At 63.1% G+C, this 20,770-nt stretch carries 9 protein-coding genes; 5 read left to right on the forward strand and 4 right to left on the reverse strand.

Annotation, left to right across the window (positions count from 1 at the left end; all coding sequences use genetic code 11):
* Positions 1-41 precede the first annotated feature (41 nt).
* Positions 42-899 (reverse strand): mycofactocin-coupled SDR family oxidoreductase, encoded by an 858-nt coding sequence (locus QM596_RS29390; protein ID WP_019748684.1) that lies wholly within the window; start codon positions 897-899, stop codon positions 42-44.
* A gap of 243 nt (positions 900-1,142) precedes the next feature.
* Here QM596_RS29390 and QM596_RS29395 point away from each other — a divergent pair, with 243 nt between their 5' ends.
* From QM596_RS29395 to QM596_RS29415, 5 genes are all read left to right on the forward strand, one after another.
* Positions 1,143-2,609, forward strand: coding sequence for an aldehyde dehydrogenase (locus tag QM596_RS29395; protein WP_021334002.1), 1,467 nt, complete (start codon positions 1,143-1,145; stop codon positions 2,607-2,609).
* Between the two features lie 60 nt (positions 2,610-2,669).
* A complete protein-coding gene (locus tag QM596_RS29400; protein WP_007728639.1) occupies positions 2,670-3,419 on the forward strand; it encodes an SDR family oxidoreductase in 750 nt (249 codons plus the stop codon).
* A complete protein-coding gene (locus QM596_RS29405) occupies positions 3,416-4,360 on the forward strand; it encodes an NAD(P)-dependent oxidoreductase (protein WP_283310581.1) in 945 nt (314 codons plus the stop codon). The genes QM596_RS29400 and QM596_RS29405 overlap by 4 nt, the downstream gene beginning before the upstream one ends.
* Positions 4,357-4,818 carry a carboxymuconolactone decarboxylase family protein gene (locus QM596_RS29410; protein WP_021334001.1) on the forward strand — a complete coding sequence of 154 codons (462 nt, stop codon included), beginning with the start codon at positions 4,357-4,359 and terminating at the stop codon, positions 4,816-4,818. The genes QM596_RS29405 and QM596_RS29410 overlap by 4 nt, the downstream gene beginning before the upstream one ends.
* A gap of 87 nt (positions 4,819-4,905) precedes the next feature.
* Complete coding sequence (locus QM596_RS29415; RefSeq protein ID WP_020907950.1) at positions 4,906-6,372, forward strand: FAD-dependent oxidoreductase; 1,467 nt, start codon at positions 4,906-4,908, stop codon at positions 6,370-6,372.
* 10 nt (positions 6,373-6,382) lie between these two features.
* Here the strand turns inward: QM596_RS29415 and QM596_RS29420 are convergent, their stop codons facing one another.
* The 3 genes from QM596_RS29420 to QM596_RS29430 all read right to left on the reverse strand — a co-directional run.
* Positions 6,383-7,219, reverse strand: coding sequence for a helix-turn-helix domain-containing GNAT family N-acetyltransferase (locus QM596_RS29420; RefSeq protein WP_279164129.1), 837 nt, complete (start codon positions 7,217-7,219; stop codon positions 6,383-6,385).
* Between the two features lie 102 nt (positions 7,220-7,321).
* The gene (locus QM596_RS29425) at positions 7,322-8,344 is read right to left on the reverse strand and encodes an alpha/beta hydrolase (protein ID WP_019748690.1); all 1,023 of its coding nucleotides are present in this window, start codon (positions 8,342-8,344) and stop codon (positions 7,322-7,324) included.
* Between the two features lie 86 nt (positions 8,345-8,430).
* Positions 8,431-20,770, reverse strand: a 12,340-nt coding sequence (locus tag QM596_RS29430; RefSeq protein WP_283310582.1) for a non-ribosomal peptide synthetase, incomplete at its 5' end; no start/stop codon positions are given.

Raw genomic sequence — 20,770 nt, forward strand, 5'->3', positions numbered from 1 at the left:
AAATTCACCACTCACAGGCAGCCACGAAGCGAAAAGTTCTACTACAGACCGATCTTCATCCCGGCACCAGCGTCCACGCGCAGTTGCTGGCCGGTGACGAATCGCGACTCGTCCGAGGACAGGTACACGACCGCATGCGAGATGTCCGCGGGCTCGACCCACGGGGTCGGCATCGCCTGCATGAACGGGAACGTCACTGCCGCATCCTCGGCGGTCGGATTCTCGAGGTCGGGACGGAACGTCCGGTACATCGGCATGCTCTGCAACATGTCGGTGTTCACGTTGGTCGGATGAATCGCGTTGACGCGAATGGAACTCGGCCCGAGAGTCAGTGCCAACGAACTGGTATATGCCTGAATCAGCTTCTTGGCCAGTCCGTATCCGTCGCCACCCGGACCCTGGAGCGCCTGCTGCCCGTTGAATCCGGTCTGTGGCACCAGACCGGCAACAGAGCCGATCGCGATGATCGAACCCCCTTCGCCGAGGTATTCCATCGACGCGTGCACTGTATTGACGACACCGAGAAAGTTCACATCGAACGCGTCGACGAAACCGGCAGTCGACACGTGCTTGCCGAGCGGACAGATACCGGCGTTCGCCACGACGACATGCAATCCGCCCAACTGACCTACCGCCTCGGCAAGTGCCGTTTCGAGTCCGGCGCGATCGCGGACGTCGACACGGGCCGTCACCACCTGCTGTCCGGTCTCTTTCACCAGTCGAGCCGTTTCCTCGAGATCGGCAGGACTGGCGAGCGGGTATTCGTTGCTGGCGATGTCTGCGCACAGATCGAAGGCGATGATGTGCGCGCCCTCCCGTGCGAGATGAACGGCATGACTGCGCCCCTGACCTCGAGCAGCACCGGTCACCAGCACCACTTTTCCGTCAACTCTGTTCATTTCGACCTCTCTCCCGTGAATGTGAAGGCGTGCATGTGAAAGCGTGGATGTGAAGGCGTGCATGTGAAGGCGTGGTTGTGAATGTGCGGTGAACCGTAGCCGCGCCGCCCCGGACACGAGGCGCTTTTCACCGAAGCAGATCCCGAGACGCTCTCGAAATCTCTTATGCCCCAGAAACCATTGCCTCAACCACGAGTGTGAACTAGAGTCCAGACACATGTCCAGAAAGAGAGGGTTCGCGTTATGACGCTTCGACCCGCAGACAGTTCTGCACTTCTCGTCGACGGAAAGCTGGTTCCCGGATCGGGTGGAACCTTCGAAGTTTTCAACCCGGCCACCGAGGAACTGATCGGCCGTGCGGCCGAAGGCACCACCGCGGACATGGACGCGGCCATTGCCGCGGCGCGCCGTGCGTTCGACGAGACCGAATGGGCACGCGATCACGGGTTTCGCGCTCGCTGCCTGCGCCAACTGTGCGACGCACTCCAGTCCCACATCGAGGAGTTGCGTGAGATCACCGTCGCCGAGGTCGGCGCACCCGTCATGCTGACGAGCGGTCCGCAACTCGAAGGCCCGATCGAAGATCTTCGCTACTGGGCTGACCTGATCGAAACCTATTCGTGGGAACAAGATCTCGGGCACGCTTCACCCATGGGGATTCCGACCCATCGCCGACTGCTCAAGGAAGCGGTCGGCGTCGTCGGCGCAATCACACCGTGGAACTTCCCGCACCAGATCAATTTCGCCAAACTCGGCCCCGCCCTCGCGGCCGGCAACACCATCGTTCTCAAACCCGCGCCGGACACGCCCTGGTGCGCCGCGCTGGTCGCCAAGGTGATTGCAGAAGAAACCGAGATCCCGGCGGGCGTCGTCAACGTGGTGACGTCGACAGATCACTCTCTCGGCGCGCAGCTGTGCAGCGATCCGCGCGTCGATCTCGTGTCCTTCACCGGTTCCACCGCCACCGGACGCACGGTGATGGCCACGGCCGCGCAAACCCTCAAGAAGGTCTTCCTCGAACTCGGGGGCAAGTCCGCATTCATCGTCCTCGACGACGCGGACATCAAGGGTGCATGCTCGGTTGCCGCGTTCTCCGTGTGCGTTCATGCCGGTCAGGGATGCGCACTCAGTACCAGGCTTCTCGTGCCGCGCGCTCGGTACGAAGATGCTCTGGCAGCGGCCTCCGCCGCGATGGCGGGTATCCGAGCCGGTGACCCCAGCGCGCGCGGAACGGTGTGTGGTCCGGTCATCTCCGCGCGCCAGCGCGCCAGGGTGGAGAGCTACCTCGCCCTCGCGGTCGAAGAGGGCGGCACGATCGTGACGGGTGGAGGCCGACCCGACGATCACCAGAGCGGCTTCTTCGTCGAACCCACTCTCATTGCCGGGCTGGACAACTCGTCTCGCGTAGCGCAGGAGGAGATTTTCGGGCCCGTTCTCGTGATCATTCCGTACGACAACGACGACGACGCTATCCGGATTGCCAACGATTCCCCCTACGGCCTGTCCGGGTCGGTGTGGGGCTCCGATCCCGATCGCGTCGCGCACGTCGTTGCCGGTGTCAGAACCGGAACGCTGAGCGTCAACGGCGGCGTCTGGTATTCGGCCGACGCACCGTTCGGCGGCTACAAACAATCCGGGATCGGCCGCGAAATGGGCCTCGCCGGTTTCGAGGAATACCTCGAAACCAAGCTCGTCGCTTCACCTTCCTGACATTCCACACCCTCACCCCACACCCTCACCACAGAATCATCACCACGAAAGTAGGTCGACATGGGACGTTTCGACGGTCGCACCGCGATAGTCACCGGAGCAGCGCAGGGTATCGGAGAGGCGTATGCCCGCGCTCTGGCCGCGGAGGGGGCCAACGTGGTCGTGGCGGATCTCAATCGCGAACTCGGTGAAGCTGTCGCCAAGCAGATCACGGCGGACGGTGGAAGTGCCGTGTTCAAGGACGTCGACGTCGCCGACGGGGAGTCGACTGCGGCACTTGCCGACTTCACGATCGAGCAGTTCGGCAGCATCGAGCATCTGGTGAACAACGCTGCCATCTACGGCGGAATGAAGATCGATTCCCTGTTGACGGTGGACTGGGACTACTACCGAAAGTTCATGAGCGTCAACATGGACGGCGCCTTGCACGTGTGCCGGGCGGTCGTACCTCATATGCGCGCGAAGGGCGGTTCGATCGTCAACCAATCCTCCACAGCAGCCTGGCTGTACTCGAATTACTACGGACTCGCGAAAGCCGGCGTCAACAGCCTGACACAACAACTCGCGACCGAACTCGGCTGGTCGAACATCCGGATCAACGCCATCGCTCCCGGTCCCATCGACACGGAGGCGACTCGAACCGTCACCCCCGGCAACATCGTCAAGGACATGGTAAAGCGAATCCCGTTGCAGCGCATGGGAACGCCAGAGGATCTCGTCGGCATGTGCCTGTTCCTTCTCTCCGACGACGCAGGCTGGGTGACCGGGCAGATCTTCAACGTCGACGGAGGCCAGGTGTACCGGTCATGACGGAATCGGCGCCGAAAGCCAGCGCTTCGAAAACCAGACTGGGATACATCGGCCTAGGCAACATGGGCGCGCCGATGGCGCAGCGCCTCCTGGACTGGCCGGGCGGACTGGTGGTGTGTGATGCCCGCGCAGAAGCGCTCGAGCCGTTCACCACTGCGGGCGCGAGCGCAGCATCGACGCCCGCCGACGTTGCAGCGCAGGCGAGCATCATCTCCGTCACGGTGCTCGACGACGCGCAGGTACGCGAGGTTGTGTGCGGGCCGCACGGGATCCTGTCGACCGCACAGCCAGGCACTGTCGTCGCGATTCACTCCACTATCTCGGACACCACGGCGGTGGAACTCGCTGACATCTGTCAACAGCGTGGTGTTCTGCTGGTCGACGCGCCGATCAGTGGCGGTGCCGGCGGCGCAGCGCATGGCAGGCTGGCAGTGATGATCGGCGGCTCCGACGAGGCGTTCCAAGCCGTCCGCGAGCCCTTCGGATCCTGGGCCGAGCTGGTGGTTCACGCCGGTGACGTCGGCGCGGGAACGCGAATGAAGCTCGCACGCAACCTTCTTCACTTCGTCTCGTTCACCGCCACGACCGAGGCCGCGCGACTCGCCGAAGCAGCAGGACTCGATCTCCGCACGCTCGGAAAGGTCGTCAGGCACACCGATGCGATCACTGGTGGCGCGGGCGCGATCATGCTCCGCGACACCACCGCACCGGTCTCGGAGGACGACCCGTGGTTCTCGATACTGCGGCATGTTCGCAATCTCGGGGAGAAGGACTTGGCCTTGGCCATCGACCTCGGAGATCGGCTGAATCTCGACCTGCCGCTCGCGCACCTTGCGCTCGCCGGACTCGGTGCCGGTCTGGGCGTCGGGAATGACAGCGAAGACAGGCCGGCCGAACCTTCAACGGCATCTTCGGCATCTACTACTCGGGAGCACGCATGACCGACACCACTCACATGACCGATGCCGGTGGAACCGACGAAAGCCGCATCTCCGAGACCCGCGCTCGTGGCGTCGCGAAGATGAACGAGGTGTACGGCTGGGAGCTTCCCGCCGACGTTCCCGGCGACTTCTTCGCGGTCACCGCGGACCACCTCTTTGCCGACATCTGGACGCGACCGGGACTGTCGGTGCGTGACCGACGACTACTCCTGATCGGTGCCATCACCGCCCAGGGGCAGAACGATGTGGCAAAGATCCAGATCAACGCTGCTCTCCACAACGAGGAGTTGACCGAGCAGCAGTTCGAAGAGGCCGCGATTTTCCTGTGCCACTACGTCGGCTGGCCGCTGGCCACCGGACTCAACAATGCGCTGATCGCTGTGAAGGCCGACAGACGTAAAGCCGCGCGCGCCAAGGAGAAGGCCGCGGCCGATTCCGCGAAAACGGACACCGACTGACTTTCGGTCGAGATACTGCCATCAGGGCATCAATCACACCCACCGATTCCCCCACCAACCAACCAGAAGAACGAAGGATCCGAATCCATGGCCGAGGCCAGCTCAATCCGTCCGCAGTCCGCCGCAAGCATCGAGCAGTGGGACTTCGAGGCTGACGTCGTCGTCGCCGGCTACGGCATTGCCGGAGTGAGTGCTTCGATCGAGGCCGCGCGAGCGGGCGCCGACGTGTTGGTGCTCGAGCGCACGAGCGGCTGGGGCGGCGCTGCCGCGCTGGCAGGGGGATTCATCTATCTGGGCGGCGGGACCCCGTTGCAGCAGGCACTCGGGTTCGAGGACTCCCCCGCCAACATGAAATCGTTCATGATGGCCGCACTCGGTCCCGGCGCCGACGAGGAGAAGATCACCGACTACTGCGAAGGCAGTGTCGAGCACTACAACTGGCTCGTCGACAACGGTGTGCCGTTCAAGGAGAGTTTCTACGGCCAACCCGGCTGGGAAACACCCTTCGACGACGGACTCATGTATTCCGGCGGCGAGAACTCGGCACCGTTCAACACGATCGCGACACCGGCCCCTCGCGGGCACGTGCCGCAGATGAGCGGCAAGCGCACCGGGGAGAAGGGCGGTGGTTTCATGTTGATGAAGCCACTGATCGAGACGGCCGAAAGCCTCGGTGTACGAGCCGAATACGACATGCGAGTCCAGCGTCTGGTCGTCGACGGCGATCGAGTAGTCGGCATCATCGCCAAGCAGTACGGCAAGGAAGTGGCAGTTCGAGCACGCACGGGTGTCGTACTGGCGACGGGAAGCTTCGCCTACAACGAAGCGATGATCCAGTCGTACGCCCCACGGCTGATCGGGCGCCCCGGTGCGGCTATCGAAGAGCACGACGGCAAGGCCATCCAGATGGCGCAGGCACTCGGGGCCGACCTCGCACACATGGACGCAACCGAGGTCGCATTCTTCGGCGACCCCCAGTTGATGATCCGCGGCATTCTGGTCAACGGACGCGGCCAGCGCTACGTCAACGAAGACACGTATCCGGGAAGAATCGGCCAGGAGACGCTGCTGCGCAACGAGAATCAGGCCTACCTGATCATCGACGAAGCTTCCTACGAAGAGGGCTGCGCCGCCGACAGTTCCACACCGTTCTTCAGATTCCAGCCCAAGTGGGTGGCCGAGACCGTCGAGGAACTCGAATCCGACATGGGCCTGCCGGAAGGCACCCTTCAGTCGACCGTCGAGGTCTACAACCGGCACGCCGCCCGTGGTGAAGACCCGGTACTCGGTAAGAAGAAGGAGTGGGTCAAGCCGATCGGCTCACCCGTCGCTGCGCTCGACCTTCGCAATTTCACCGCCGGATTCACGCTCGGCGGCCTGCGCACGTCGATCAACTCGGAGGTCATCCACGTCTCCGGCGAACCGATCCCGGGTTTGTTTGCCGCTGGACGCTGCACCGCCGGCGTCTGCGCCGGTGGATACGCCTCCGGAACGTCCCTCGGTGACGGCAGCTTCTACGGGCGACGCGCGGGAATCAGCGCTGCCAAGGGCTGAGCGTCTCTTATCAAATGTCAGCATCCTCAATGTCAGCATCCTCGCTGCGACGTTCGAGGAACAACGTGTCACGCCACCTGCCACCGAGTTGAGCGATACGCGAGCGAGTGCCGACGATTCGGAATCCGACGGCCTGATGCAAGGCGACACTCGCCCGGTTCTCCGGGAAGATCGACGACTGCACCGTCCAGATCTCACTGGCGTCGGCGGCTTGCACCTGTCGGCGAAGCAGCAGCTTGCCTACGCCGCGCCCGCGAGCACCGCTACCGATGTAGATGGAGTTCTCGGCGACCCCTCGGTAGCAATCACGCGAGGACACCGGGCTCAGGCTCGCCCAGCCTTCGACTCGGCCGTCGATCTCGGCGACCCATCGATGATCGGGCAACCATTGCGCGTCGAGCTTCTCGGCTGACGGCACCGACGTGGTGAACGTCGCGGTTCCGGTGTCGATTCCTTCGCGGTAGATCGAGCGCACGGCATCCCAGTCGCCGGATTCCATGCGGCGCAGCACCACATCGTCGGGAAGAACTCCCAGTGTGTCTTCGACCGGGCCACGCGCAGCCACGACGGCGGCCGCTGCCATCAGATCGGAGTATGCCGTTCCGGCAACACTGACAACCGAAGTGCCTTCACGCACCGAAGCCTCGACAAAACCGACCTCGATCAAGGCCTCGAGGTGAGCACTCAGCGCCGACGGCGCGAGTGATGCGGCGTGTGCAATCGTGTCGACGTCGATCGGACCGCCGGCAGCGAGTCGGAGCACTCGCAGCCGCGTCGGATCACCAAGGCACGCAAACCTGCGCGCAAGTACATCGGTGTCGAGGGGCGCGAGTGTTTCTGAACTCATGTGGCGACTATAACGCCGCTGACCTGCAGTTCGGTCGGCTAGGTGGGGCGAGCGGGCCCCGAAGTGAGAAACAACTCAGCCGCCGATCCTCGGGTTCACCGGCTAACGCGCACCGATCGACTCGGCAATCATCGACCACGAGTTGTGAAGATCGTCCTGCCAATAACCCCAGGAGTGAGTGCCGGTTGCCCGGAAATCATAGGTGGCCGGGATGCCCAGGGAGTCGAGCCGCTCGGCCAAACGCTGGGTGCACTGGTTCGTCCCGGCCTCGATGACTCCACCCACGATCACCTGGTTCGCCAGAACGCCGAGGTCGCCGTTGACCATCGGTCCGCCCAGATTCTCGTGTGGGCCGGGCAGGCCCGATCCATTGCTGATGTAGAGGTCGACGCCCCGCAATCTCTCGGCGTTGACCACAGGATCGTTGGCTACCCAGCCCGGACCGCCGGGAGGACCCCACATGTTGTCCACGTTGCCGCCGCGGAATCCGACCACGAATCTCACGTAGTCCTGACCGGGTTGAGTACTCGTCTCGGCGCACCCGCTGAAAGCACCGACGGCACGGTAAACGGATGGCGCCGCCTCGGCCAGGCTCAGAACCGAGGTACCTGCCATCGACAATCCGGCAACGGCATTCACACCCGTCGTCCCGAGCGTGGCATCGACGATCGGTGGCAACTCCTCGGTGAGGAACGTGGTCCACTTGTTCAGCCCGAGAACAGGATCGGGCTTCTCCCAGTCGGTGTAGTAGCTGTAGGCACCGCCGATCGGGTTGACGACGTTGACGTTCTTGTCGCCGAAGAAGTCGACGACGTCTGTGCGTGTCTGCCACGTCGCCGTGTCCTCGCCTCCGCCCGCGCCGTTGAGCAGGTAGAGAGTCGGCCGGGGCGCACTCGTGTCTGCCGGCCGAATCACCTCGAGTGGGATCACCTTGTCCATTGCAGCGGAGTAGACATACATCGTCAGCTGACGGGCGTTGATTTCCTCGACGTGATCGAGAGCTGAACCACCTGGAGGGGATGTTCGCGCCTGATCAGCCGAGGCAAGCGCCGCTTCACCGAACAATCCCGTCCATGCGACGAGGGCGACGACCAGTATCGCCCGAGTACGTCCGATCCTTCTCATTGCCGCTCCTCGTGCTCGATTGCGGTGCCCGGCAACAGCTCGGTGGCGCTCGCTTCACGGGCGTGCGGCTCGGTGGCTTCAAGTTGTCATGCCCGTTCGGAGTATCCGGAAAACATCGAGAGCACCCGAGCCATCTCCGGTCCGATGACCGCCATGGCCGGTGCCTCGATCATCTCGTTGTGTCCGCATCGCACCGGTACCTCCACGATCCGGCCCGTCACGAGCGGACGCCATTCCTGTGGCGACCTTTCCCGCGGAATCGTGTCGTCTTTTCCGTCAGCCGGGAAGATCAGCAGGTCTCCCTCGTATATCTGGGGAACGAACTGGTGCGTGATTCTCTGCGAAGTCTCGTACCCTCTGGCAATCCGCTCGAGGTCCCGACCGTCGACTCCCGTCTCGGGCCCGAGCCTCCGGGCCAGCACGACCGCCGCCTCGTCGAAGGTCAGATCTCGGTCGGTCTCGATCTCGAGGCCGAGTCCTCGCAGTAGGTCTCGGACGTCGAGTGCGGCTGACGCAGAGGCATCGCCGTTGTCGGGGTAGCTGTCCATCATCGTCAGTGTGGCAACTTCGCGGCCGGACGATTGCAGTTCGACGGCCATGGCGTGCGCGATGACTCCGCCGAGGGACCAACCGAGCAAGTCGTACGGCCCGTCCGGCGAAACGGCTTCCATCTCTTCGACGTAGCGATGCGCCAACTGTTCGATCGACTGATAGTCACCGTCGTCGCTGAGTGCGGGTAGCTGAAGTCCGTACACCGGTCGGTCCTCGGGCAGATACCGCACCAAGCCGGCGTACCCCCAGGACAGGCCGATACCAGGGTGCACACAGAACAGCGGTCGCCCACTTCCTTCTGTCCGCAGCGGAACAACCACGGCGAGAAGCTCTTCCATGCCGGCGTCCACTGTCGGCATGTCGAGGCGTCGAGCGATTCCAGCGGGTGTCGGGTCGAGGAACATCCACTGAAGCGGAATTCTGCGTTGGAAACGGGAGTGCAGTGCGCTGACGATTCGGGTGGCTACCAGGGAGGACCCGCCCAGGTCGAAGAAGCTGTCGGTAGTGCTCACCCGGCTGACACCCAGAACCTCGACAAACGAGTCGACCACGGCGCGCTCGGTGTCGGTGACCGGCTCGCGGAACTCGGCTGCAGCCGAACTGAATTCGGGTTCCGGTAGAGCCTTTCGGTCGAGCTTGCCCACCGGTGTCATCGGAATCCGCTCGAGAAGTACCACTGCCGACGGAACCATGTGCGAGGGAAGTCGGTCGGCTGCGTACGCCCGTATCTCGTCGCTGTCGGAGGCGTCGGCAGCTGACGCACGCACGTACGACACGAGGACCGTTTCACCCGACGGTCCCGTGTAGCCGATAGTCGCGGCGAAGTCCACCGACGGATGGCGTGAGAGAACTGCATCGATTTCCCCGAGTTCGATCCGAAAACCACGGACCTTGACCTGGAAGTCGCTGCGCCCGATGTATTCGAGTGTGTGATGCACTCCATCGCCGGACCCAACGATTTTGGCACTGTCACCGCCGGATTCACGCCAACGTACGACATCTCCGGTGCGGTACATCCGGCGCCCCGGCGATCCGTACAAGCAAGCGACAAATCGTTCCGACGTGAGCGACGCCCGATTATGGTACCCACGTGCCATACCTGGGCCGATGATGTACAACTCCCCCGGCACGCCCACCGGTACGGGCTGCAAACGCTCGTCCAGCACCAGGAAGCCGAAGCCCACTGCCGGCGAGCCGATGTTCACTCCCGCACCGGGTTTCATCGAATCGCTGACACTCGCCTGCACGGTGGTTTCAGTCGGGCCGTAGCCGTTGTGCAGCCTCCGACCCGGCGCCCATTGCGCGACGACCTCCGGCGGGCAGGCCTCGCCCACCAGATCGAGAACACGGAGCGCCTCGAAACCGTTGTCCCCCAACGCCGCCAGCGCGGTCGGTGTAATGGTGGCATGAGTGACCTGCTCGCGCCGGAAAACATCGGCCAATTCGGCGCCACCGTACACAGCAGGCGGAACGATCACGACTTGCGCCGAGGCGCTGAATGCCATCGTCAACTCGAAGATGGAAGCGTCGAAACTCGGCGATGCCAACTGTGAGACATGAGAGTCGTGAGTGACCTCGAACCTCTCACGAGTTTCGGCCGTGAAGCTCGCCAAACCTCGATGAGTAATGTTCACTCCCTTGGGTTTCCCGGTAGATCCCGAGGTGTAGATCAGGTAGGCCGGATGATCGAGGTTCAGTTCACCGGTTCGATCGTCATCGGTGATCGGTTCCGGCGACAGCGCGGCTACCCGCCGGGCGAAGTGTGGGTCGTCGAGTTCCAGCCAGGGAACAACGTCGGGTAGCTGAGTTCGGCTGGACTGAACGGTCAAACCGAGCGAGGCTCGGCAATCGGCGAGCATGTATTCGACGCGCTCGCGCGGATAGGCCGGATCGACAGGCACAAAAGCCGCTCCGGCTTTGGTCACCGACCAGATCGCCACCACCGATTCGATCGAGCGAGGCATTCCCAGTGCCACGAAGGTCTCCGGGCCCACACCGCGACCGCACAACTCCCGGGCAACACGATTCGACCACTCGTCCAGGTCGCGATAACTGAGCTGCCGGTTCTCGAGCGACAGGGCCACCGAGTCCGGATCGATCGCCACGGCGTCCGCCAACAACTCAGGCCACAATTTCGGAGGTACTTCGGGGAGCCCATGCGCCGGCGTCAACTCGCGACGTTCAAGATCGCCGAGTAGATCGATGTCACCGATCGGTACCTGCGGATTCCGGGTCACGGCCTCGAGTACACGAACGAACATGTCGGCAAACCCGCTGACCGTACCGGGGTCGAAGAGATCGGTGGCAAAGTCGACGGCTCCGCTCATCCCTCCCGGTGCACCGCGATCGTCGTACTCTTCGGCGAGGAGGAATTCCAGGTCTACCTTCACTACCTCGAGTTCTGGGTCGATCCCGCGGACTTCCAGTCCCGCCAGCTTCAGAATCGGCCGATCGTTGTTCTGGAATTCCAGCGACACCGAGGAAATCGGTGCATAGGCGCTCGACCGTTTCGGCCCGACCGCGTCCACTACCCGCTCGAAGGGAACGTCGGAGTGCGCGAACGCGGCGACGTCGACTTCGCGGCAATGCGCAACCAACTCCCGGAACGATTGAGCCGGGTCGACCTGTGTGCGCAGTGCGAGCGTGCCGACGAACATGCCCACCAGATCATCGAGGGCACGATCTCCCCGGCCGGCGATCGGCGTTCCGATCACGATGTCGTCGGTGCTGCCCAAACGTGCCAGCAAGAGCGCGAGCGCTGCATGCACAGTCATGAATGCAGTGGACTCTTGCTGCCTCGACACGCCTCGGATACGGCGGTGAAGATCACTGCTGATCGAGAAGTGAATCCGCGAGCCGTGAAAACTCTGTTGTGTCGGCCGGTCTCGATCGAGGGGAAGTTCCAAGAGGTCGGGAGCGCCTGACAGTGCGCGTCGCCAGTAAGCCAACTGCTCGGTGATCACCGACCCAGGGTCGTCGCCGGAGCCGAGAATCTCCCGTTGCCAGAGCGCAAAGTCGGCGTACTGGACTGGAAGCGGCGTCCACTGGGGTTCCCCGCCGTACGCGTGGGCCTCGTATGCAATCATCACGTCTCGGGTCAGTGGAGACATCGAGAAGCCGTCAGCCGAGATGTGGTGCACCACTACGGCAAGTACGTGTTCGCGCTCATCGATGGTGAACAACGCTGCCCGCAGGGGAATTCGTGCGGCGACGTCGAAACCGGCCGAGACCATTCGGGCAAGCTCGTCACGGAGATGATGTTCGTCGGTCACCGATGTCTCGGCCAGTTGTGGGAGCGCGGCGCTTTCGGTGGGCACGATGTGCTGGACCGGTCCGTCGCCGTGGACCGGGAACATCGTTCGCAGCGATTCGTGGCGGGCGATGACATCGGACATCGCTGATCTCAAGGCCGGTTTGTCGAGTTCACCGCTCAACCGCACCACGAGCGGAATGTTGTAAGCAGGAGAACTGGTGTCGAGTTGATTGACGAACCACATCCGCTGCTGAGCAAACGACAAGGGGATGTTGTCGGGTCGGGTGCGCGGTTCCAGTCGCTCCGACCGTTCGGCGACCGACTGGTCGATCACCGTGGCCAACTCGGCCACCGTCGGCATCTCGAACAGGTCCCGCACGCCGACGGTAGCTCCGAGCACCGCCCGTAGCCTCGCCGCGACCGAAGTGGCGCTCAGAGAATTTCCACCGAGCTCGAAGAAACTGATGTCGGTACCGACTCGTTCGAGGCCGAGCACCTCGGCGAACACGTCCGACACTGCCTGTTCGACCGGGCCGACAGGGGGACGGAAATCCCCTGTGGTCGTCTCGATTTCGGGTCTGGGCAATGCCGAACGGTCAACTTTTCCGACAGCGGTCAATGGTATGTTCTCCAGCACCGTGAGAACGGCAGGCACCATGTGCGAAGGCAAGCGCCGGGCCACGGCGCGAATCAGGAGCCTGGTGTCCAGTCGACCCGCGGTGGGCACGACGTACGACACGAGTCGGGTGTCTCCGGTGGGGGCGGAATCGGCAACCGTAACGGCAAATCCGACGTTGGGCTCCGACATCAGCACACTGTCGATCTCACCGAGTTCGACACGGAAGCCTCGAACCTTGACCTGGAAGTCGCTTCGCCCGACGTACTCGACACACATGTCCGCCGTCCATCGCACGATGTCGCCGGTGCGGTACATCCGCGTTCCTGGGTCGGCCGGATTGGCAACAAAGCGCTCTGCCGTCAACCCCGGCCTTCGGTGATATCCCCGCGCCACGCCTGGTCCGGCCAGATACAGCTCGCCGGGGACCCCGACGGGAACCGCTTGAAGTCGAGCGTCGAGCACCAGTTCACTGACGCCACTGACAGGTCCACCGATCGTGATGCGTTCCCCGGCGGTCATGGGCGGACTGACGTTGGACATGATCGTTGCTTCGGTCGGTCCGTACGCGTTGTACAGGCGGCGGCCAGGTCCCCAGCGAGCGACGAGATCGGGTGGGCACGCCTCGCCCCCGAATACGACTTCCGAAAGTTGTTCCAGCCCAGCCGGGTCCACCGTTGCCAATGCCGCCGTGGTGATGAACGCGTGCGTGACGGAGTGCTCGGCCAGAAGCTGCGCCAGGTCCTCGCCCCCGTAGATCCCGGGTGGAGCGATAACCATCGTCGCCCCGGCGCCGAAAGCCTGCAGATATTCGAAGAGCGACCCGTCGAAACTCGGAGTGGAGAAGTGCAGCGTGCGTGATTGTGGAGTTGCGCCGTAGCGTTCGCGTTGGTCTCGGGCGAAGTTGTCGAGCCCTCGCTGTGTGACCACGACTCCCTTGGGCACGCCGGTCGACCCCGAGGTGTAGACCACGTAAGCAGCTGAATCCAACCCGATCGGACGGAGTCGGTCGTTGTCGGTCAACGGGCTCCCCGAGAATTCCTCGCACTTCTTCGTGAAATGCGGATCGTCGAGAATCAGCCACTCCGCGATATCGGGCAATCGATCTCGGCCCGCGGTGGTGGTCAATCCGAAGCTGACCATCGAATCGATCAGCATGTGATTGATCCGCTCGTCGGGATAGGCGGGATCGATCGGCACGAATGCAGCGCCCGTCTTGGCGACGGCAAGTATCGACACCACGGACGTGAGAGAACGTGGGACACCGACTGCTACGTAGTCCTCGGTTCCCAGTCCTCGCGAGACCAGCACGCGAGCAATGCGATTGGAGAGGATGTCCAGCTCGCCGTAGGTCAGGCTGCCGTCCGCCGATTCCACGGCGAGCGCGTTCGGATCACGCTGGGCTGCCGCATCGAAGATCTCCGGGAAGACGCGCGACGACCCACCAGCCGTGCCACGGGCCGGCACCAATTCGGCACGTTCGGACGGGGCGAGCACCGACACCACAGCCAAGGGGCGATCCGGCTGGGCACACGCTTCGAGTACACGATGCAGTCGTCCGGCGATCTCTTCGATGTCGGCGGCACCGAAAACCTCGGGTAGGTACTCGAATTTCAGGCGGAGTCTGGTGTCGACCGATGCCACCAGGCTGAGCGGGTAGTGGGCAGCGTCCTTGGCTTCGACATCGATGATCCGGATCCCCGCGATATCGGTATCGGACGAAAGGCCCTGACGGTCAGCGGGATACGATTCGAAGACAGTCAACGTATCGAATCCGGTCTCCGGCCCCGTGGCTACTTGGATCTCGGAAAGCCCGAGATAGTGATGATCCGACAGCTCTGCTTGCTCGGCCTGGATCCGCGCGAGGAGTGTGCCGATACTTTCTCTCGGGCGCAGAGTGATTCGGACCGGAATTGTGTTGATGAAAAGCCCGATCATGGTTTCGATCCCGGTCAGCTCGGGAGGTCGACCCGACACCGTCGCTCCGAACACCACATCATCTCTCCCGGTCAGTGCAGCGAGGACGATCCCCCACGATGCCTGAACAATTGTGTTGATCGTCAGCCCGAGTTCACGCGCCATCCCGCGAAGTGAGGTTGTGAACTCCTCGTCCAGATCGAACACCCACTCGGCCGCCATGGTGGAGAGTCGACGAGATCGAACCGCCGGAGCCAACAGCGTCGGTCCTTCGACTCCGCTCAGCGTCCTCGCCCATACAGCTCGAGAAGCTTGCTGATCGCGGCGGCTCATCCAGGTCAGATAGTCGCGATACGCGCGCGCGTGAGGCAAGGCCGCCACTTCACCGTCAGCGGCATAGAGCGTCGCCAACTCCCGGATCAGCAGTGGCATGGACCAGCCGTCCAGAAGGATGTGATGGTTGGTGAGCACCAGCGTGAACTTTTCGGGGGCGAGAGCAATCAGCGTGAATCTGATCAACGGCGCCTGCGCCATGTCGAACGGGCGCGCTCGGTCCTCCGCCAGTGCTCGATCAAGATCCTGATCTGTTGCACCAGTGAGGTCGATTTCCTGCCACGGCGCTGCCACGGTGCTTCGGACCACCTGGACGGCACGGCCGTCCGCGCCGTGTAGGAAGGCGGTACGCAGGTTCTCATGCCTGTCGAGCAGCGCGGCGGCGGCGCGATGCAGGCGCTCCGAATCGACTGCGCCGGCTAGATCGAGAGCCACTTGTACGAGGTATGCGTCGACCGATCGTTCGGCAAGTTCGGCATGGAACAACAACCCCGCTTGCAATGGAGAGAGCGACCAGACGTCGCTCAGGTCGGGGCACCGGCTTTCGAGGTCGTCGACCGCGTCCTGTCGAAGATCGACCAGATCGAAGTCCGAGGGTGTGAATCCGCCGCTGTCCGTCGCGTACTCTCCGAGCCCGACCAATGCGTCGAGCCACCACTGCGCCAGTTGCCGAACGTCGTCCGCGCCCAGAATGTCCGGTGGGAACGTCCAGCTGGCAACGAGCTGCGGGCCGTCCTCGGTATCACTGTTGTCGGTGTCGCTGTCGTCGACGGTCATCACGTTGACCTCGAGGACGCCGGCGAGTGGGAGATCGACGGCCGTAACCGTCCGCAAGTTCTCGTCGCGGATCGGTACCCATCCCGCTGAAGCGTCGGCCTCGGATCCACCGACGCGTCCGAGGTAGTTGAAACTGATCTGGGGCTCCGGAAGTTGCGAAAGTGTCTGTGCCGTTTCGCGGTTCAGATAGCGCAGCAACCCGAAGCCGATGCCGCGGTCCGGCACCGCCCGGAGTTGTTCCTTGACGGCCTTGGCAGCGACGCCCGCAGCCGGACCGCCGGCGAAGGCGTCGCTCGGATCCACTCCGCTCAGATCGATCCGCACCGGGAAGATCGACGTGAACCATCCCACTGTGCGAGCAAGATCTGCCCCGGGAACCACCTGTTCCTCGCGTCCGTGTCCCTCGAGGCTGATCAATGTCTCCGGATTGTCGATCCCGCGCTCCCTATGCCAGCGGACCATCGCAAGAGCCAAAGCCGTCAACAATCCGTCCTCGACGCTCCCGTGAATCGCCTGCGGCACTGTCGTCGACACGGCCTCGGTCAATGCCGTGGGAACTCGTACTTCGATGTAAGTGGTGGCCGAGGCGGTGTCCCTCTTCGTCAGGGCGCGCACACCCAGAGCCGGATCTGGACCCGCGAGCACCTCTCGCCAATAGTCGAGTTCAGCAACCCGATCCGGCTCGCGCGCGGCGTCGACGAGGCCACGTGCCCATCGACGCATCGAGGTCCCGACCGGAGCCAGTGACGGGTCGACGCCTGATTGCACCTGCGCACAAGCAAGTGCAAGATCGGGGATCAGGATTCGCCAGGAAACACCGTCCGTCACCAGATGGTGTGCTACCAGTAGCAACCGTTTCTGGCGCTGTCCTTCCTTTTGAATCTGTCCGTCGGTGTCGAGCAGGACTGCCTGCACCATCACACCTGTCTCCGGGTCGAGCCGCCCCAGAGCTGCGTCGAGTTCTGCCGAGACCGTCTCCGCGGCAGCACCCTCTAGGCCCACGTGGCGTACGACGGTCTCCGCCCGCACCGTACCTGCTGGCGCAACGTCCATCCGCCGAGCGGATTCAGGATGCAGCGTCGCCCGGATGCCCGCGCGGAGGATGTCGTGGTGGTCCAGCACGGCCTGCATCGCCTGTGTCAGCGTGACCTCGTCGAGCGTGGCAGGAACCGCGAGGAGAACAGATTGTGAGTACCGCCGAAAATCTCCGCCGCGATCGAGCATCCACGCCGCGATCGGCGTCAACTCGATCTCCCCGACGCCGCCACCGGGCAACTCGTCGAGAACAGCGTAACCGCCAGACGTACCGGCCGTCTCGGACAGCGCCGCAACGGTTTTGCGTTCGAATACCTCGCGCGGTGAGATCAAAACTCCCGCAGACTTGGCTCGCGTCACCAACTGGATGGACATGATCGAGTCACCACCGAGAGTGAAGAACGAATCGTCGACCCCCACCTCGTCGAGTCCCAGAACTTCGGCGAACAGGCCCGCAAGGATGCTTTCCGTCTCGGAGGCGGGGCCACGACTCACGGTTGTCTGTAGCCCGAAGTCAGGTTCAGGCAACGCTTTCCGGTCGAGTTTGCCGTTCACCGTCAGCGGCAACGCCTCGAGAACCGTCACGACAGCGGGGACCATGTGTGCCGCCAACCTCTGTGAGAGATACTCGAGCAACGCCGCCGGAGAGACAGTGGCAACGGCCTCCGGCACCACGTAGCCCACCAACCGGTCTCTGCGGGCCACGACCGCCGCCTGAGACACGCCCACTTCGGAGAGCAGCGCAGCCTCCACCTCGCCGAGTTCGATTCGGTACCCCTTCACCTGCACCTGCAGATCGTTTCGTCCGAGGTACTCCAGCTGCCCGCTGTCGTTCCAGCGCCCCAGGTCACCGGATCGATACATACGCGCCCCACTGACGGTGAGGTCGGGAATGAACCGCGCGGAGGTCAGACCGAACCGGCCGAGGTATCCGCGTGACACCTGATCGCCGCAGACATACAGTTCACCCACCACACCGGGCGGCACCGGGTGCAACCGCTGATCCAACACATACACACGCAATCCGGGCAACGCCCGACCGATCACCGAGGCCGATCCGTCACGCGCCAGCTCACGATCGAGCGGTAGGTGGCTGACGTGCACCGTGGTCTCCGTGATGCCGTACATGTTGACCAGATCTGGTGACGAAGTCCCGCGGCGGGCGTACCAGCGCGTCAACTGTCCGAAGTCGAGGGCTTCTCCACCGAAGATCACGTAGCGCAATGACAGGGCCGCGCTCCCGATACGCCGGTCGGCTTCCGCCAATTGATAGAAGGCAGTGGGAGTTTGATTGAGCACCGTGACACGTTCGTGCCGTAGCAATTCGAGGAATGCCTCTGGTGAACGGGCCGTGAAGTAGTCGACCAGTACCAGCCGGCCACCGTGTGCGAGTGCGCCCCACATTTCCCAGACCGAGAAGTCGAATGCCTCGGAATGGAACATCGTCCACACATCGCCGCTGCCGAAGCCGAAGAGCGCTCCGGTGTTTGCCAGCAACGTCACGACGCTGCGGTGGGAAACCTGCACCCCCTTCGGACGCCCAGTAGACCCCGAGGTGTAGATCACGTAGGCCACCGAATCGGGTCGGAGCGGTAGCAGCCGGTCTTGGTCGGTCACCGGAAACGGAGAACTCCTAAGCAGCGCTTCGAGAATCGCCGGGTCGTCCACGGCAATCACTGGAATCTCGTTGTCTGCGATTGCGTCACTGTCTCGTATGTCGGCGCCGTCGGCCCCAGTGGTCAGCACACACTTCGGCGCGGAGTCACGAAGCACGAAGTCCACCCGGTCGACCGGAGACGTCAGGTCCACCGGTAGGTATCCGCCACCCGCCTTCACAACCGCCAGCAATGCCACCACCAGGTCGATCGAGCGGGTCATCGCGACTGCCACCAGGGTTTCCGGCACCACACCCTGAGCCACCAACAGTCGAGCGAGGCGGTTTGCTCGCTCGTCGAGTTCGCTGTAGGTGACGGACAATCCGTCGCAGCGCACCGCCACGGCATCACCGGACGTCAGCACCGCACGATCGAAGAGATCCGACAGCGAATCCTCGTGGGTTCCGACGCCCGAGACCGAGGCCGAGGCCGAGGCCGATGGCGCAACCAGCATCTCGCTGTATTCGCCGGCCAGAAGTATGTCGATGTCGCCGACGACTGCCGACGGATCCTCGATCACGGCGCCGATCACTCTCTCGAAGCGCTCCGCGATGCGCGTCACCGATACTCGATCGAAAATATCTGTTGCATAACGGAAACCGGCGCTGATACCGGCCGGACCACCGTGCTCGTCGACGTGTTCCATCACACTCAGTTGTAGATCGAATTTCGCAACCGCGAGATCGATGTCGAGCGAGCGAGCCGTCAGTTCCGGCAATTCGAAGCGCAGTCCCGTATCGGTCTGGAATTCGAGGAGTACTTGAAAGAGGGGTGAATGCGCGGTGGAACGGTCGGGCGAGAGGTCATCCACCAACCTCTCGAAGGCAATGTCTGCATGGTCGAGTGCACCGAGATCCGTTGACCGCACCGCGGCCAACACCTCGGCAAAGGTTGCTCCGGATTGGACGGGTGTGCGAAGCACGAGCGTGTTGACGAACATCCCGACCACATCGTCGAACACCGAAGCACCGCGCCCTGCGACCGGAGTGCCGATCACTACGTCGTCCGACGCCGAAAGCCGTGCCAGCAACACCGCGAGCGCCGCATGCATCGCCATGAACAGGGACGCACCATTCTGGTGTGCGAGGTCGGTCAAAACTCGATGGATCTCGGGTGAGAAGTCCATCGAAACCACCGCGCCCTCGGTAGACCGTTTCGGCGTTCGTGGTCGATCGAGAGGGAGCGGCAAGACTTCTGGAATATCCGACAGCTTCGCTGTCCAGTAATCGAATTCATCCGACGTCGACGTTCCCGGACCAACTTCTGCGTCGAGGATCTCCCGCTGCCACAGGCTGTAGTCGGCATACTGGATGGGCAGTGGCTCCCAGTCCGGATTCTGCTCCTGAGCACGGGATGTATAGGCGCGCATCAGGTCACGTGCCAGTGGCGCCATCGAGAAACCGTCCGCGGCGATGTGGTGGACGACGATCGCAAGAACATGCTGCTCCGGCCCGATTCGGAGTAACCTCACGTGCAGCGGGAACTCTTCGGCCACATCGAATCCGACGTCGAAGAACGCGTGCAAATCCGTAAAAAGCCGCTCGCCGGAAATCGGGACGGGGTGGATTCGAGGAGCAGCGAGCGCTGGTTCGGCGATCACCTGGTGGGGCCCGTTCGCGGACGTCGGGAAGATCGTTCGAAGGGTTTCGTGCCGTTCCACCACATCACCCAGTGCGGCTTGGAGCGCACCCGAATCCAGGAAGCCGTCCAGTTGTAGTGCGACGGGGATGTTGTAAAGCGGAGACGAGGTGTCGAACTGGTTGACGAACCACATGCGCGCCTGTGAGAGCGATAGCGGAATGTGTTCTGGCCGGGTCTTACCCGCGATTTCTGAAATCCCCGAACCTTCCCGCCCCGAACCTTCCGGCCCCGAACCTCGCAGCACAGCTTGCAGCTGATCGATCGATTCCGCCAGATCAGCGACCACGGGAGTGTCGAACAAGGCCTTCACACCGACATTCGTGCTCGATTCGGATCTGATGCGCGCTGCGACGCGAGTGGCGCTGAGCGAGTCTCCACCCAATTCGAAGAAATTGTCGTCGGCGCCCACCTGGTCGAGATCGAGCACCTCGGCGATGGCTCGAGCGACCATAACTTCGGCTCGTGTGCTCGGCGTCCGATAGTCCGCGGCTGTAAAAGTAGTGTCCGGGAGGGCTTTACGGTCCAACTTCCCATGCACCGTCACCGGAAACTCCCCCAACACCACAACCACCGACGGCACCATGAACCCCGGAAGAGACCTCCGCACCCCCTCCAACACCACCACCTCATCGACCACCACCCCCACC

The organism is Rhodococcus sp. IEGM 1406 (assembly GCF_030056745.1).
Taxonomy (GTDB): domain Bacteria; phylum Actinomycetota; class Actinomycetes; order Mycobacteriales; family Mycobacteriaceae; genus Rhodococcus_F; species Rhodococcus_F erythropolis.

What these genes read in the sequence shown, in the direction of transcription:
- QM596_RS29410 (WP_021334001.1), top strand. Translation starts at nt 4,357, where the DNA reads ATGACCGACACCACTCACATGACCGATGCCGGTGGAACCGACGAAAGC.
- QM596_RS29420 (WP_279164129.1), bottom strand. Translation starts at nt 7,219, where the DNA reads ATGAGTTCAGAAACACTCGCGCCCCTCGACACCGATGTACTTGCGCGC.
- QM596_RS29415 (WP_020907950.1), top strand. Translation starts at nt 4,906, where the DNA reads ATGGCCGAGGCCAGCTCAATCCGTCCGCAGTCCGCCGCAAGCATCGAG.
- QM596_RS29390 (WP_019748684.1), bottom strand. Translation starts at nt 899, where the DNA reads ATGAACAGAGTTGACGGAAAAGTGGTGCTGGTGACCGGTGCTGCTCGA.
- QM596_RS29425 (WP_019748690.1), bottom strand. Translation starts at nt 8,344, where the DNA reads ATGAGAAGGATCGGACGTACTCGGGCGATACTGGTCGTCGCCCTCGTC.
- QM596_RS29395 (WP_021334002.1), top strand. Translation starts at nt 1,143, where the DNA reads ATGACGCTTCGACCCGCAGACAGTTCTGCACTTCTCGTCGACGGAAAG.
- QM596_RS29400 (WP_007728639.1), top strand. Translation starts at nt 2,670, where the DNA reads ATGGGACGTTTCGACGGTCGCACCGCGATAGTCACCGGAGCAGCGCAG.
- QM596_RS29405 (WP_283310581.1), top strand. Translation starts at nt 3,416, where the DNA reads ATGACGGAATCGGCGCCGAAAGCCAGCGCTTCGAAAACCAGACTGGGA.